Origin of the sequence: Myxococcus sp. AB036A (assembly GCF_006547355.1) — a bacterium.
GTDB lineage: Bacteria > Myxococcota > Myxococcia > Myxococcales > Myxococcaceae > Myxococcus > Myxococcus virescens.
In genome coordinates this window covers 20,544-34,103 of sequence record NZ_VHLC01000097.1, presented here as the reverse complement: position 1 = coordinate 34,103, position 13,560 = coordinate 20,544, and the positions used below count along the sequence as shown (strand labels likewise).

16 protein-coding genes are annotated in these 13,560 nt (G+C 70.0%); 10 read left to right on the top strand and 6 right to left on the bottom strand.

What is annotated here, in order from left to right:
- The 10 genes from FL344_RS30270 to FL344_RS30225 form a co-directional block, all read left to right on the top strand.
- Positions 1-1,940 (top strand): 4Fe-4S dicluster domain-containing protein (locus FL344_RS30270; protein WP_141620971.1); only part of this gene is annotated, 1,940 nt, incomplete at its 5' end.
- Positions 1,937-3,361, top strand: a complete 1,425-nt coding sequence (nrfD, locus tag FL344_RS30265) for an NrfD/PsrC family molybdoenzyme membrane anchor subunit (protein WP_141620970.1) — start codon at positions 1,937-1,939, stop codon at positions 3,359-3,361. The genes FL344_RS30270 and nrfD, both read left to right, overlap by 4 nt.
- Positions 3,358-3,885, top strand: a complete 528-nt coding sequence (locus FL344_RS30260; RefSeq protein WP_141594558.1) for a DUF3341 domain-containing protein — start codon at positions 3,358-3,360, stop codon at positions 3,883-3,885. The genes nrfD and FL344_RS30260 overlap by 4 nt, the downstream gene beginning before the upstream one ends.
- Positions 3,882-4,562 (top strand): cytochrome c, encoded by a 681-nt coding sequence (locus FL344_RS30255; RefSeq protein WP_141620969.1) that lies wholly within the window; start codon positions 3,882-3,884, stop codon positions 4,560-4,562. Before FL344_RS30260 ends, FL344_RS30255 begins: the two co-directional genes overlap by 4 nt.
- Positions 4,559-5,764 (top strand): hypothetical protein, encoded by a 1,206-nt coding sequence (locus FL344_RS30250; RefSeq protein WP_141620968.1) that lies wholly within the window; start codon positions 4,559-4,561, stop codon positions 5,762-5,764. Before FL344_RS30255 ends, FL344_RS30250 begins: the two co-directional genes overlap by 4 nt.
- Positions 5,761-6,123, top strand: coding sequence for a hypothetical protein (locus FL344_RS30245; protein ID WP_141620967.1), 363 nt, complete (start codon positions 5,761-5,763; stop codon positions 6,121-6,123). Before FL344_RS30250 ends, FL344_RS30245 begins: the two co-directional genes overlap by 4 nt.
- On the top strand, positions 6,120-7,160 hold the full coding sequence (gene coxB, locus FL344_RS30240) for a cytochrome c oxidase subunit II (protein WP_141620966.1): 1,041 nt from the start codon (positions 6,120-6,122) through the stop codon (positions 7,158-7,160). The genes FL344_RS30245 and coxB overlap by 4 nt, the downstream gene beginning before the upstream one ends.
- Positions 7,141-8,778: a cbb3-type cytochrome c oxidase subunit I gene (locus FL344_RS30235; RefSeq protein WP_141620965.1), complete on the top strand. Its 1,638-nt coding sequence runs from the start codon at positions 7,141-7,143 to the stop codon at positions 8,776-8,778. The genes coxB and FL344_RS30235 overlap by 20 nt, the downstream gene beginning before the upstream one ends.
- A complete protein-coding gene (locus tag FL344_RS30230; protein WP_141594135.1) occupies positions 8,768-9,418 on the top strand; it encodes a cytochrome c oxidase subunit 3 in 651 nt (216 codons plus the stop codon). The genes FL344_RS30235 and FL344_RS30230 overlap by 11 nt, the downstream gene beginning before the upstream one ends.
- A gap of 10 nt (positions 9,419-9,428) precedes the next feature.
- Positions 9,429-9,794, top strand: coding sequence for a cytochrome C oxidase subunit IV family protein (locus FL344_RS30225; protein ID WP_141594136.1), 366 nt, complete (start codon positions 9,429-9,431; stop codon positions 9,792-9,794).
- An 18-nt stretch (positions 9,795-9,812) separates the two neighbouring features.
- Here the strand turns inward: FL344_RS30225 and FL344_RS30220 are convergent, their stop codons facing one another.
- The 6 genes from FL344_RS30220 to FL344_RS30195 form a co-directional block, all read right to left on the bottom strand.
- A complete protein-coding gene (locus FL344_RS30220) occupies positions 9,813-10,370 on the bottom strand; it encodes a hypothetical protein (RefSeq protein WP_141620964.1) in 558 nt (185 codons plus the stop codon).
- 210 nt (positions 10,371-10,580) lie between these two features.
- Positions 10,581-10,952: a monovalent cation/H(+) antiporter subunit G gene (gene mnhG / locus FL344_RS30215; protein WP_011553874.1), complete on the bottom strand. Its 372-nt coding sequence runs from the start codon at positions 10,950-10,952 to the stop codon at positions 10,581-10,583.
- Positions 10,949-11,230: a monovalent cation/H+ antiporter complex subunit F gene (locus tag FL344_RS30210; RefSeq protein ID WP_141594138.1), complete on the bottom strand. Its 282-nt coding sequence runs from the start codon at positions 11,228-11,230 to the stop codon at positions 10,949-10,951. The genes mnhG and FL344_RS30210 overlap by 4 nt, the downstream gene beginning before the upstream one ends.
- The gene (locus FL344_RS30205; protein WP_141594139.1) at positions 11,227-11,700 is read right to left on the bottom strand and encodes a Na+/H+ antiporter subunit E; all 474 of its coding nucleotides are present in this window, start codon (positions 11,698-11,700) and stop codon (positions 11,227-11,229) included. The genes FL344_RS30210 and FL344_RS30205 overlap by 4 nt, the downstream gene beginning before the upstream one ends.
- Positions 11,697-13,202: a proton-conducting transporter membrane subunit gene (locus FL344_RS30200; protein ID WP_141594140.1), complete on the bottom strand. Its 1,506-nt coding sequence runs from the start codon at positions 13,200-13,202 to the stop codon at positions 11,697-11,699. Before FL344_RS30200 ends, FL344_RS30205 begins: the two co-directional genes overlap by 4 nt.
- Positions 13,199-13,558, bottom strand: coding sequence for an NADH-quinone oxidoreductase subunit K (locus FL344_RS30195; RefSeq protein WP_090494481.1), 360 nt, complete (start codon positions 13,556-13,558; stop codon positions 13,199-13,201). Before FL344_RS30195 ends, FL344_RS30200 begins: the two co-directional genes overlap by 4 nt.
- Positions 13,559-13,560 lie beyond the last annotated feature (2 nt).

Here is a 13,560-nt window from a genome sequence, read left to right as displayed (position 1 = left end):
GGGTGGCGGGGGCCGCTCGGGACCTGGCGGAGCAGGGGGACGGGGCGTTCATCGTGGTGGGGGAAGCCCAGCCCGCGGCGGTGCACGCGCTGGCGCATCTGCTCAACGCGACCTTGCACGGTGGAACGGTGCGGTGCGTGGACTCGCTCCTGGCGCCCGCGCCGGACGCGGCGGCGTTGCCGGAGCTCGTCGCGGACATCCGCGCGGGCGTGGTGGACACGCTGCTCATCACCGCGTGGAACCCCGTCTACCGCGCGCCCACGGACGTGCCCTTGGGGGAGGCGCTGGGGCTGGTGGAGGATGCCGTGTACTGCGCGCTCCACGACGATGAGACCGCCGCGCGGGTGTCCTGGTCCGTCCCCTCCACGCATCCGTTCGAGGCCTGGGGCGATGGGCGCGCGGTGGATGGCACCGCGACCGTCCTGCAGCCGCTCATCGCGCCGCTGGTGGAGAGCGCCGTGCCCCCGCTGGAACTGCTGGCGGCCTTCGCCGGAGCGCTGGCGACCACGCCCTACGAGCGACTGCGGGCCCAGTGGCGCGAGCACGCTGCGGCATCGGGAGACTTCGAGGAGGAATGGGAACGCTGGCTCGCGGAGGGCGTCGTTCCTGGCACGCGGCTGCCGGTGCAACAGGCCGCCGTGGATGCCGCCTCGGTGCTCGCGGCCGTTCAGTCGCTGCCGCCCTCGGGGGACGGGCTGGAGCTGCACTTCGTCACGGACGCCAAGGTCCATGACGGTCGCTACGGCGCCAATCCCTGGCTCCAGGAACTGCCGGACCCGGTGACGCAGCTCACCTGGGACAATGCCGTGTGGGTGAGTCCCGCCACGGCTTCGCGCCTGTCGCTAGCGCGAGGCGACCGCGTCCGCCTGGAGCTTCGCGGCCGTTCGATGGAAGCGCCCGTGCTGGTGGTTCCCGGGCAGGCCGATGACACCCTCACGCTGCCGCTGGGGTACGGCCAGCGCCTGGGCAGCCCGGTGGCGCGCGGCGTGGGCTTCGACGCCCAGGTGCTGCGCTTCCAGGACGCGCCCTGGTGGGCCTCCGGCGTGCGGCTCACGCGCGTGGAAGGCCACCACGACTTCGCGCTGACGCAGGAGCACTGGCACATGGAGGGCCGGCCCATCGCGCTCCAGACGACGGCCGCCCGCTTCGCGGCACAGGGTGATGCGCGGCTCCCCGCGCTCCAGGCGCCGGAAGAACACCTGTATCCGCCTCGGCCCGTGTCGGACGCGCCGGGCCATCGTTGGGGCATGTCCATCGACCTGCACCGTTGCACGGGGTGCAGTGCTTGTGTGGTGGCGTGCCAGGCGGAGAACAACATCCCCGCCGTGGGGAAGGACCAGGTGCGGCGCGGACGGGAGATGCATTGGCTGCGCATCGACCGTTACTTCATGGGGGACGCGGACAACCCCGCCGTCATCACCCAGCCGCTGATGTGCGTGCACTGTGAGTACGCGCCTTGCGAGTACGTGTGCCCCGTGGCCGCCACCGTCCACTCGGACGAGGGGCTCAACCAGATGGTCTACAACCGCTGCGTCGGCACGCGGTACTGCTCCAACAACTGCCCCTACAAGGTCCGGCGCTTCAACTACCTGGAATACAACCGCGGCAGTCCCCTGGACCGGATGTACCGCAACCCTCAGGTGACGGTGCGCTCGCGCGGGGTGATGGAGAAGTGCACGTACTGCGTGCAGCGCATCGAGGCCGCCCGCATCACCGCGCGCGTGGCGCACCGTGCCATCCGGCAAGGGGAGGTGCGCACCGCGTGTCAGCAGGCGTGTCCCACGGAGGCCATCGTCTTCGGTGACTTGAACCAACCGGAGGACCCCGTCACGCGGCTGCACCAGGACCCGCGCCACTACGCCTTGTTGAACCACCTGGGGACGCAGCCGCGCACCGTCCATCTGATCCGGCTGAAGAATCCAAGCGAGGCCACGGGATGAGCGAGCCACTGCCCCTGGCTCCGGTGACGGCGGATCCGCTGGTCGTCCACCCGTTGCTCGAGGAGCGACGCCCGGACGCGCAGCTCGGTGAGGCGCTGCTGCGGCCGGTGCTCACCGCGCCGGGCATGGGGTGGTGGGCGCTCGTCGGCGTGTGCGCGGCGCTGACGGTGCTGCTGGCGGTGGCCATCACCATCACCTTCGTCACGGGCGTGGGGATGTGGGGCAACAACATCCCGGTGGCGTGGGCGTTCGGCATCATCAACTTCGTCTGGTGGATTGGCATTGGCCACGCCGGCACGCTCATCTCCGCCATCCTCCTGCTCTTCGGCATGAAGTGGCGCAGCTCCGTCAACCGCATGGCGGAGGCGATGACGCTGTTCGCCCTGGTGTGCGCGGCGCTGTTCCCCCTGCTGCACCTGGGCCGGCCCTGGAAGTTCTACTACCTGGTGCCGTACCCCAGCTCGCTGCGCATGTGGCCGCAGTTCCGCTCACCCCTCACGTGGGACGTGGTGGCCATCACCACGTACCTCACCGTGTCGGTGCTGTTCTGGTACCTGGGCCTGTTGCCGGACCTGGCCACCGCGCGGGACACCGCGAAGCAGCCCTGGCGGCGCCGAGTCTGGGGCCTGCTGTCCCTGGGGTGGCGGGGGAGTGCCCGCCACTGGCGGCACTGGCGCACCGGCTACCTGCTGCTCGCGGGATTGGCGACGCCGCTGGTCGTGTCGGTGCACACCATCGTCTCGTTCGACTTCGCCGTGTCGCAGCTTCCGGGCTGGCACAGCACCGTCTTTCCTCCGTACTTCGTGGCGGGCGCCATCTTCTCCGGACTGGCCATGGTGCTCTCGCTGTTGATTCCCGCCCGGCGGGCGCTCCACCTGCACGCCGTGGTGACGCAGGCGCACCTGGACGCGCTGGCGCGACTGCTGCTCGTCTCCGGTCTCTTCGTGGCCTACGGCTACGTTCAAGAGCACTTCTTCGGCTGGTACAGCGGAAGCCCCTACGACATGCACGCGATGAACATCCTGCGCACCGGCCCCTATGCGCCGGCGTTCTGGACCGTCTTCGCCTGCAACGTGCTGGTGCCACAGCTCTTCTGGTTCGCCCGGCTGCGCACCCAGCCGGTGGTCCTGTGGTGCGCGGCGCTGCTCGTCAACGTGGGCATGTGGATGGAGCGCTTCATCATCATCGTGTCTCCGCTCAGCGAGGACTTCCTGCCTGCGAGCTGGCGGCACTACGCGCCCACCTGGGTGGACCTGAGCCTGCTGTCCGGAACGGTGGGACTCTTCGGACTGGGCTTCCTGCTGTTCCTCCGCTTCCTGCCGCCGGTCCCCATCAGTGAGGTGAAGGAGCTCCAACACGAGCTCGCGGCCTCCGAGGCCTTCGCCCATGACGTGTCGGCACGGGAGGGAGGCGCGCGATGAGCCGCTGGGTGCTGGGAGAGTTCCGCTCGCCGGAGCGGATGGTGGAGGCGGCCCGTGCGCTGCGGGCGTCGGGCTTCCTCCGGTTGGACGCGCATACCCCGTATCCGGTGGAGGACGTGGACGCCGTGCTGGGAGTGTCCGGTTCGAGGCTGCCGCTGCTGGCGTTGATCGCCGGGGTCGGCGGCGCGGCGGGCGCCTATGTCGTGCAGTGGTTCACGCAGGCCGTGGACTGGCCGCTGAACGTGGGCGGCCGTCCGCTGCACAGCGGCCCCGCCTTCATTCCCATCACCTTCGAGTCCGCGGTCCTGGCGGCGGCGGGTGCCATCTTCCTGGGGGTCATCGTGGCGTGTGGCCTGCCGCGCGTGACGCATCCGTTCTTCGACCTGGAGGCGTTCCGCAGCGCCAGCATCGACGGGTTCTGGCTCGCCGTCGCGGTGGACGGTTCGGAGGGCGTGGACGCGGCGGAAGGCGCTCTCCGCCAGCTCGGCGCCGCCGTCGTGCTCGCGGTGGAGGGCCGGCGATGAGGGCGCGTCTTGCACAGGTCGCCTTCGGGCTCACGGCGGTGGCCGGCTGCGAGGACCTGGACCCGATGCGGGTGCAGGCTCGCGACGGGGCCTTCGTCGCCAACCCGTACTTCGCGGACGCGCGGGCGATGCGGCCCCGCGTCCCCGGGACGGTCGCTCGCGAGTGGTACTTCCAGGAGGCCGCATATGCCCGCCGGGGCTCTCCGGATGGCGGTTGGGTGGAGGTGGAGCGGCTCCCCGTGCCATTCACACGCGACACGCTGCGGGAGGGTCGTGCCCACTTCGAGACCTGGTGCGCGCCGTGCCACGGAATGCTCGGTGACGGGCAGAGCATCGTCGCCCAGAACATGGGCGAGCGGCAGCCTCCCTCACTGTACGGCGAGGCGCATTCACATCCCGAGCATGGCGGTGAGGGGCCGGTGGACGCAGGGGAGGGCGCCCGTCCGGTGCCACCTGGATGGGAGGCGCTGCCACACCCGCCGGGCTTCTATTACTCGGTCATCACCGGCGGGTACGGGTTGATGCCTTCCTACGCGGACGCGCTTACGCCCGAGGCGCGCTGGAAGGTCGTGGCCTGGCTACGGGTCCTGGCGTACAGCCAGCGCGCACCGCTGTCCGCCGCGCCCGAAGACGCACGAGATGAACTCATGCGGGCACCCGTGGAGGGTGCGCCATGACGGCCGCGGTGCTGACTCGCCTGACGGAAGGCCGGCGCGTGGTCTGGGGCGCCGCCGCGGTGGGGAGCCTGGGGCTCCTGGCCACACTGCTGGGCGGATGGGCCGCGCCCCGGGAGGCCGCCCACGGCTACCTGTTCGCCTTCGCGTACTGGCTGTCGCTCAGCCTGGGGGCGCTCATCATCCTGGCTGCGTTCCACGCGGCGCGCGCGCGGTGGCCCACCGTGCTGCGGCGGTCCCTGGAAATCATGGCCGCGAGCTGCCCGCTGTTCGCGCTGCTCTTCGTCCCCGTGGCCCTGGCGATGCCCCACCTGTTCCCCTGGGTGGCGCTCCCTTCCAGCCTGAGCGGGCATGACCTCCAGTTGCTGGCGCACAAGCAGCCGTACCTCAACGTGCCCTTCTTCCTGGGCCGGGCCCTTCTGTACTTCGCCGTCTGGGGCGCGGTGGGCGTCCTCCTGTTCCGCTGGTCGGTGCGGCAGGACGCGGAGCCGGGCATCACCGAGCGGGCGGTGCGCATCACCCTGTACCAGCGGCGGCTGGCCTCGGGGGCGCTGCCGCTGATGGTGCTGTGCCTGTCCTTCGCCAGCCTGGACTGGCTGATGTCGCTGGAGCCCCTGTGGCAGTCCACCGTGTACGCGCTCACGGTCGGGTGTGGCGCGGTCGTGGGCGCGCTCTCCATGGTGGCCCTCACCGCCGCCCTGGCGCGAGGCGCGGGACAGTTCGGCGCGTTGATGGGGCCGGCGCACTTCCTCCGGTTGGGAACGCTGCTGCTCGGCTTCATCTGCCTGTGGGCCTACTGCGGCTTCTCGCAGTTCCTGCTGGTGTGGATTGCCTCGTTGCCGGAGGAGGTGACGTGGTACCGCGCCCGCCTGGACGGAGGCTGGCTCACGGTGGCGGTGGCACTGGCCGTGGGGCACTTCGGCGTGCCGTTCTTCCTGCTCCTGCTCCGTCGCGTGAAGCAGCACGTGGGCGCGCTCGCCGCGGTGGGCGCCTGGCTGCTGCTCATGCGGGCACTGGACGTGTACTGGCTGGTGTGGCCCGCGCTCTCCCCCGGGACGGCGACGTTCCACTGGACCAGTGCCACGGCGTGGGCCGGCGTGGGGGGGTGGACGGTGGCCGCGTGGGTGCTGCTCGCGCGCGGTGGCTACACGGTGCCAGTGAGAGACCCCTTCCTGCCCCATTCGCTGCGGGTGCCCCGCTCATGAGCACCGGCTTCACGCCACCTCCGCCAGAGCACCAGCAGCTTCCAGTGCGGCGCCTCGCCGTGGTGGGGGCCGCGTGGCTCGTCCTGGTCGTGGCGGCGCTGCTCGTGGTCCGTTGGGGAGAGTGGTGGTACGCGCCCGTGACAAGCGCGGGTTTTCCCCCGGCCCTGGGTGCGCCAGAGGTCGCGGACGTCAACCAGCGGCCCTTCGCCCTGGAGGACGGCGCGCCTCGGCTGCGCGACGCACAGCAGGCGCGGTTGCGGACGTATGGCTGGGTGGACCGGGACGCGGGCGTCATCCACCTGCCGGTGGAGCGGGCCATGGAGCAGGTCCTCTCCGCAGAAGAGGGGGCGCGGCCATGAGTGACCTGATGCGGCGAATCCTCTTCCTCCCCGAGGCGGCGTCGTCGCTGGCCCCGCGCGTGGACCGGCTGCACTTCTTCATCATCGGCACCACCTTCGTGGTGGGCGCGGGCATTGGTCTCACCGGACTCTTCTTCCTGGTGCGCTACCGCCGTGGGCGAGCCCCCACGCAGGAGCCGGGGGTGGCCGCGCCCACCTGGATGGAGGCCGCGTTCGCCGGGGTGCCGCTGGCCTTCTTCCTGCTCTGGGGCGCGCTGGGGTTCCAGGACTACGTGTGGGCGCGCACGCCGCCGCGCGACGCGCTGGACGTCTACGTCACTGGCAAGCAGTGGATGTGGAAGTTCGCGTACCCAGACGGGCCGGGCATGGTGGGCGTGCTGCACGTTCCCACCGGCACGCCCGTGCGCCTGCTCATCACGTCGCGCGACGTCATCCACTCCTTCTACGTCCCCGCCTTCCGCTTGAAGATGGATGCGTTGCCAGGGCGTTACACGGAGCTCTGGTTCGAGGCCGTGAGGCCGGGCCGCTACCGGGTGTTTTGCGCGGAGTACTGCGGCCTGGACCACTCGCGAATGCGCGCCGAGGTGGTGGCGTTGGAGCCCGAGGCCTTCGAGTCCTGGCGGGCCCGGCAGTTGGCTCAACCCACCTGGGTGGCGGATGAATCCTCCGAGGAGGAGGGCACCCGGGGACCGCTCGCGCGGCGAGGGGCGGTCGTCGCCACGCGGCAGGGCTGCTTCCAGTGCCACACCATCGACGGCACGCCGCACATCGGTCCCTCGTGGTTGGGGCTGTATGGCCGCGAGGAGCCGCTGGCCTCGGGTGACAGCGTGCGAGCCGACGTCGCGTATCTCACCGAGTCGATGATGGACCCGCTGGCGAAGGTGGTCGCGGGCTACGCGCCGGTGATGCCGTCCTTCCACGGGCGGCTGAGCGCTGGCGAGGTGGGCGCGCTCGTCGAGTACATCAAGTCCCTCCAGCCGGAGCGTCCGGAGCCGCCCCCCGCCCAGGAGCCCACGTATGGCCCCCTCCCACGCTGAGCCCTCCGCCGCCGGGCCCAGCTATCTGGACGCGGAGCGAGGGCTCTGGTCCTGGCTCACCACGCGCGACCACAAGCGCATTGGCGTGATGTTCCTGGCCGTGTTGCTGCTGATGTTCCTGCTGGGGGGCATCTTCGCCCTGGCCCTGCGCGTGGAGTTGCTGACACCGGGTGAAACGGTGATGGGGCGGCTGGCCTACAACCGCGCCTTCACCGTGCACGGCGTCGTCATGGTGTGGCTGTTCCTCATCCCGTCCATCCCCACCGCCTTCGGCAACTTCCTGCTGCCGCTGATGATTGGCGCCCGGGACGTGGCCTTCCCCCGGCTCAACCTGGCCAGCTTCTACCTCTACGTGCTCGGCGCGGCGATGACGCTGTGGGGCGTGTTCCAGGGCGGCGTGGATACGGGGTGGACGTTCTACACGCCCTACAGCACCGCCACCGGGCGGGAGGTGATGCCCGTGCTCGTGGGCGTCTTCGTGGTGGGGTTCTCCACCATCATCACCGGCATCAACTTCATCACCACCGTGCATACCCTGCGGGCCCCCGGCGTGACGTGGATGAAGGTGCCCCTCTTCGTGTGGGCGATCTACGGCACGTCCATCATCCAGGTGCTCGCGACGCCGGTGCTGGGCATGGTGCTGGTGCTCGTGGCGCTGGAGAGGGTGGCGGGCGCGGGGCTGTTCGACCCGAGCCGGGGAGGGGACCCGCTGCTCTTCCAGCACCTGTTCTGGTTCTACAGCCACCCGGCCGTCTACATCATGGTGCTGCCGGGCATGGGCGTCATCAGCGAGACGGTGTGCGCCTTCAGCCGCAAGCGCCCCTTCAGCTACCGGGTGATTGTCTGGAGCACGGTGGGCATCTCCTTCGTGGGGTTCCTCACGTGGGGACACCACATGTTCGTCTCCGGCCAGTCCACCTTCGGGGCGGGCGCGTTCAGCGTGCTGTCCATGCTGGTGGCCATCTTCACGGCGATGAAGATCTTCACCTGGCTGGGCACCATGTACCGGGGGAGCCTGTGGGTCTCCACGCCGTTCACCTACGTCCTCGGCTTCATCTTCCTGCTCTTCTTCGGAGGCATGAGCGGGGTCGCCGTGGCCGTCACGTCCGCGGACCTGCACTGGCATGACACGTACTTCGTGGTGGCGCACTTCCACTTCATCATGGTGGGCGCGTCGCTGATGGCCTTCCTCGCGGCGCTGCATTACTGGTTCCCGAAGATGAGCGGCCGCATGTACCCGGAGGGCATGGGCATCGGGACGGCGGTGCTCATCATCTTCGGCTTCATCGCCACCTTCCTGCCTCAGTTCCTGCTGGGCAATCTGGGCATGCCCCGCCGGTACGCGGACTACCCGGAGGCGTTCCAGCCGCTGCACGTGGCGTCCACCGCTGGGGCGTCCCTGCTGGGCTTCGGCTTCCTCATCGTCGCCATCTACCTGGGCTGGTCGCTGCGGCATGGCCGTGCGGCGGGGCGGAACCCGTGGGGCAGCGAGGGGTATGAGTGGCTCAGCGACTCACCGCCCCCCGAATTCAATTTCCATGCGCCGCCGCGGTTTCCCAGGCCGCCGCACGACTACGCGAACTCTGGTGCCAACACGGAGGTGGAGCATGCGGCATGAGGCGAGCCAGCGCCCGGTGGAGCCTCGTGCCTTCCACTTTGGAGACGAGGCGTCCCGCCAGGATGCCGCGCACCTGGGCATGTGGATCTTCCTGGCCACGGAGGTGCTGCTCTTCTCGGTGTTGTTCACCGCGTATGCCCTGTACCGGCTGACGTATCCCGGTGTGTTCCAGCAGGCGCCCGCGCACATGGACGTGTTCCTGGGGACGCTGAACACCTTCGTGCTGGTGGTCAGCAGCATCCTGGTGGCGCTCGCGGTGGATGCCATCCGGAATGGACGCGACTTCGCCGCGGCGGCGTTGCTCGCGCTGTCGGTGCTGCTGGGCATCGCGTTCCTGTTCATCAAGGCCGCCGAGTACATGAAGCACGTGCATGACGGGGCGCTGCCCGGCGCCTGGTACGCCTATGAGGCATTCGCCCTTCCCGGCGCCAACCTCTACTTCACGCTGTACTGGGTGATGACAGGCCTGCACGCGGTGCATGTGCTCGTGGGTGTGGGCGTGCTCGTCACGCTGGCGTTGCGGACGCTGGCGGGTGAGTTCGGGGCCCGCTTCCACACGCCCGTGGAGCTGGGTGGGATGTACTGGCACCTGGTGGATGTCGTCTGGTTGTTCCTCTGGCCACTGCTGTACCTGACGTGAGGAGGCGCGCATGCGGGGCGGGGTCCGGGTGCTGGCCGTCGGAGCCGTGTTGCTGGTGCTGGCCACGCTGTCCTTCGGGCTGTCGAGGCTGCACCTGGGGGCGTGGGCGGTGCCGGTCGCGCTCGGCATCGCGCTGTGCAAGGCCGTGCTGATTGCCTTCTTCTTCATGCACCTGGCGGAGCGGCCCGGTGGGCCCCGGCTCGTCATCGGCACCGCGGGTGTCTTCGTTGGCATCCTCGTGGGGCTGGTGTTGGCGGAAGCCGCGGCCCGGGCGTGGCCGACGTTGCCGCCAGGGCCCTTTCCCGTGTCGCGGTTGCCGGGCACCGAACGAAGCGGCCCCCCTCGCGTGGCGCCGCCCTGGCTGCCGCTGCCCTGATGCGCCCGAGCCGCGGCCTCAGTGCGGCGGTGCCGGGAGTTCCCGGACGCCACGGCGCTTCGCATCCAGGAGGAGCAAGGCCTTCCGGACAGGCGTCAGGACGCCCAGGCACGCGCCGAAGACCAGGTGCAGGAGCAGGAACGCGGCGATGGGTGGTCCCCCTCGCTCCAACGGGGGCGCGGCCCAGGGGACGACCAGCACGGGCATGACGGCCTGGAGCGTCAGGCCCGCGAACAGGCCCAGCATCACGGCCGTCAGTGCCGGTCCACCTCGGGGCACCAGCATCGCGAAGGCGGTGGCGAGCCCTCCCGCCGTCGCGAAGTGCAGGGCGAAGCCGACCACCACCGCCGCGGTCCCAGCGGGCGCGTCCCTGAAGACCACGCCGCCCACCAGCCGTGGCGCGTACCAGAGGTCGCCCTGGGTGATGCTGCCCAGCAGCAGGGCCAGCGCGGCCATGGCCCCTGCGCCGAGCGTCCCCACCAGCCCTCCCGCGATGAGCACGTCCCGGACCAGGCTCCAGTGGGCCACTGCGTCCGCGTGCTTCGCCTGGAGCTCCCGCTGCCGCGTGCGGTCCATGGCGCCACCTTCCTTCTGATTCGTCCCGACCCATGACGGGATGGGCCTGGGCCTGGCGGCAGTGTTCCTCGCGCGCTCATGCCGCGCGTAGTGTCTCCCGGGCGCGTCGTTCGCGGCCTGGCGGGCATTGTGCCGGTCCAGGGGGCCAGTAGCCCCAGACGCCGGGCGTAGCGGCCCGCCGGGGACCGGTGGCCCTTGGACACACGGCGTTCATTCCTCGCCGTCGGGACCCAGGCGCGGCTCGTACGGACCTCCAGCGGGGTGGTGTTCCTCCAGGTCGTTCTGGTGCGTGCGCTCCCAGAGCGGGATGCCGGCGCGAAACGCCGCCTGCGCGATGAGCAGCGTGGCCACGGGCGTCATGACGAAGACGAAGGTGACGCCCAGCGCCGCGCGGGCCACCACGCTGACGTCTCCCAGGCCCAGCGCCGCCGCGCCCATCAGCAGGCCCACGCCCAGCGAGGACGCCTTCGCGGCCCCGTGGAGCCGCAGGAACAGGTCCGGCATCCGGAACAGGCCCAGCCCCGCCAGGAGCATCAGCAACGCCCCCAACACCAGCAACACCGCGGTGATGATTTCCTTCATGGCGTGCCCCTCTGCGCGCTGTAGAGGTACCTGGCGATGACGATGGTGCCCATGGACCCGATGACGGCCAGCACCAGGGCCACGTCCACCAGCTCGGGCTGTCCCATCCAAAGGGCGTAGACGGTGATGACCGCCGACGTCTGGAGCGAGAAGAGGTCCAGCGCCACCACCCGGTCCGTCAGCGACGGACCTCGGAGCAGCCGGTGGAGCGAGAACAGCATCGAGACGGAGATGGCCCCGAGGGTCCCCTGGGTGATGCTCTGCAGCCAGTCGCTCATCGCAGTGCCCTCAACAGTGGAATCTCCACGCGCTCGCGGAGCTCCTTGCAGAACGCCTCCCGGGTGGTGGCGAACATGACGTGGACGTAGATGGCCTTGCGGTCCTCGGACACTTCCAGGGCCAGCGTGCCCGGCGCGAAGGTGACGATGAGCGTCAGCAGCGTGATCTCCGCGTCCGTGCGCGCCTCCATGTCGTAGCGGTAGATGGCGGGCCGGGTGAGGAGCTTGGGCGTCGCGATTTCGTAGGCCACCCGCACGTTGGCGACCAGCACGTCCCAGCCCACCCCCGCCACCAGCCGCACCACGTTCCACGCCTGCGTCCCATAGCGCGAGGGCCCATGCTGCGTGTCGATGAGGGCCAGCAGCACGAAGCCGATGACGAACCCCGTGAGGAGGTTCTCCGCAGTGACGTTCCCCAGCATCGCGGCCCAGAGGAGCGCCAGCATCAGGTTCCAGAGGAACGCGGTCATGGGCGTCCCCCCAGCACCGCTCGCACGTACTCCTCCGGGTCCAGCAACTGGCCCGCGGCGGCGTCCGCCAGCTCCAGCAGTGGCTCGGCGCCCAGGCCCAGGACGACCATGAACAGTGTCATCGCCATGCAGGGCCCGAGCACGCCGTCTCCCAGGCTCAGCGGCCGGGTGGGTTCCTGCGGCTGGTCCTCCGGCGGCGCCTTCCAGAAGGCCTCGCGCCAGATCTTCATCATGGAGAAGAGGGTGAGCAGGCCCACGACGACAGCCGTCCCCGCGATGATCCAGTTTTCGGCCCGCAGCGCCGCCTGGATGACGGCCAGCTTGGCGAAGAACCCGGAGAAGGGCGGCACGCCCGCGAGCGACAGCGCGGGGATGAAGAACAGCGCGGCCAGCAGGGGCTGGGTCCGGTACAGGTTGCCCATCTGGTGCAGGTCATAGGTGCGGGTGACGCGCGCGGTGGCCCCGCTCACCAGGAAGAGCGCCGACTTCGCGAAGATGTAGTGGATGAGGAAGGCGATGAGCGCCGTCAGCGCGCTCCGGGTGAGCAGCCCCAGGGCGGCGATGAGGTAGCCAATCTGGCTGATGATGTGGAAGGACAGCAGCCGGCGCATGTCGTACTGCGCCACCGCGCCCAGCACGCCCGTCACCATGGTGAGGCCGCCCATCACCAGCAGGAGGGTACTGGTGAGCTGAGCGTCCTGCGTGAAGACCAGGGTGAACACGCGCGCCAGGGCGTAGACGCCGACCTTGGTGAGGAGCGCGGAGAAGAGCGTCGTCACCGCCGCCGGGGGCGTGTGGTACGAGGCCGGCAGCCAGAAGAAGAGGGGGAAGGCGCCCGCCTTCAGCGCGAAGGCCACCAGGAAGAACATGGACACGGCCGTCATCAGGTTCGGCGTGCCCAGGCCCGGCACCGTGACGGCCAGGTCCGCCAGGTTCAGCGTGCCCGCCGCCCCGTACAGCAGGCCCACCGCGCACAGCAGCACCACCGAGCCCATGAGGCTCAGCGACATGTATTTGATGGACGCTTCGAGCTGCTCCTGTCGGGCCTCCAGCGCGAGCAGCACGAACGAGGCGCCCAGCATGACCTCGATCCACACGAAGAGGTTGAAGAGGTCTCCGGTCAGGAACGCGCCGCACACGCCGCCCACCAGCACCAGCACCAGCGGGTAGTAGGCGCCCGCTTCCTTCGACGCCGGGAGCGTGGCCGCGGAGTAGGAGACCACCGTCAGGCCCATCACCCCGGTGACGAGCACCAAAAGGGCGCTCAGCAGGTCCGCGACCAGGGTGATGCCAAAGGGCGCCGCCCACCCGCCCACCTGCATGGACTGGATGCCTTCGCGGCGCACCGTCACCAGCAGCATCGCACCCACCACGGCGAGAGACACCATGGTCATCAGCGCCAGCCACCGGCGCGGCCACGCGCGTGACGGGGTGAGCAACCCCGCGGCCGCGGCGCCCAGGCAAAGAATCATGGGCAGGCTGAGCAGTGCGGAGGGCGTCATCGCTTGGAATCCTTCAGCTCGGTGCGCAGGGCCCGCGTGTCATCGGTCCCCGTCTCCTGCGCGGCGCGGTGCACCAGCACCAGCAGCAGCGCGAGCAGGCCGAAGTTGATGACGATGGCGGTGAGGATGAAGGCCTGGGGCACCGGATCCGCGAAGGGCGGGGAGAGGGCCTCCTGGCCTTCGGGCACCAGGGGCGCGAAGCCGCGCTGCAGCCCGTTGATGGTGAAGATCAGGAGGTTGGTGGCGCTACCCAGCAGCACCAGCCCCAGCGCGATGCGGACGATGCTGTGGAGCATCAGGCAGTAGAACCCCGCCGCGAAGAGGCCGCCCACGGTGATTGCGAGGAACAGTTCCATGC

Bases quoted from the DNA above. Each gene is read 5' to 3' on its own strand.
- FL344_RS30250 (WP_141620968.1), top strand. From the start codon at position 4,559: ATGACGGCCGCGGTGCTGACTCGCCTGACGGAAGGCCGGCGCGTGGTC.
- FL344_RS30200 (WP_141594140.1), bottom strand. From the start codon at position 13,202: ATGACGCCCTCCGCACTGCTCAGCCTGCCCATGATTCTTTGCCTGGGC.
- nrfD (WP_141620970.1), top strand. From the start codon at position 1,937: ATGAGCGAGCCACTGCCCCTGGCTCCGGTGACGGCGGATCCGCTGGTC.
- FL344_RS30235 (WP_141620965.1), top strand. From the start codon at position 7,141: ATGGCCCCCTCCCACGCTGAGCCCTCCGCCGCCGGGCCCAGCTATCTG.
- FL344_RS30245 (WP_141620967.1), top strand. From the start codon at position 5,761: ATGAGCACCGGCTTCACGCCACCTCCGCCAGAGCACCAGCAGCTTCCA.
- FL344_RS30230 (WP_141594135.1), top strand. From the start codon at position 8,768: ATGCGGCATGAGGCGAGCCAGCGCCCGGTGGAGCCTCGTGCCTTCCAC.
- FL344_RS30195 (WP_090494481.1), bottom strand. From the start codon at position 13,558: ATGGAACTGTTCCTCGCAATCACCGTGGGCGGCCTCTTCGCGGCGGGG.
- FL344_RS30205 (WP_141594139.1), bottom strand. From the start codon at position 11,700: ATGACCGCGTTCCTCTGGAACCTGATGCTGGCGCTCCTCTGGGCCGCG.
- FL344_RS30255 (WP_141620969.1), top strand. From the start codon at position 3,882: ATGAGGGCGCGTCTTGCACAGGTCGCCTTCGGGCTCACGGCGGTGGCC.
- FL344_RS30220 (WP_141620964.1), bottom strand. From the start codon at position 10,370: ATGGACCGCACGCGGCAGCGGGAGCTCCAGGCGAAGCACGCGGACGCA.
- FL344_RS30260 (WP_141594558.1), top strand. From the start codon at position 3,358: ATGAGCCGCTGGGTGCTGGGAGAGTTCCGCTCGCCGGAGCGGATGGTG.
- FL344_RS30225 (WP_141594136.1), top strand. From the start codon at position 9,429: ATGCGGGGCGGGGTCCGGGTGCTGGCCGTCGGAGCCGTGTTGCTGGTG.
- coxB (WP_141620966.1), top strand. From the start codon at position 6,120: ATGAGTGACCTGATGCGGCGAATCCTCTTCCTCCCCGAGGCGGCGTCG.
- FL344_RS30210 (WP_141594138.1), bottom strand. From the start codon at position 11,230: ATGAGCGACTGGCTGCAGAGCATCACCCAGGGGACCCTCGGGGCCATC.
- mnhG (WP_011553874.1), bottom strand. From the start codon at position 10,952: ATGAAGGAAATCATCACCGCGGTGTTGCTGGTGTTGGGGGCGTTGCTG.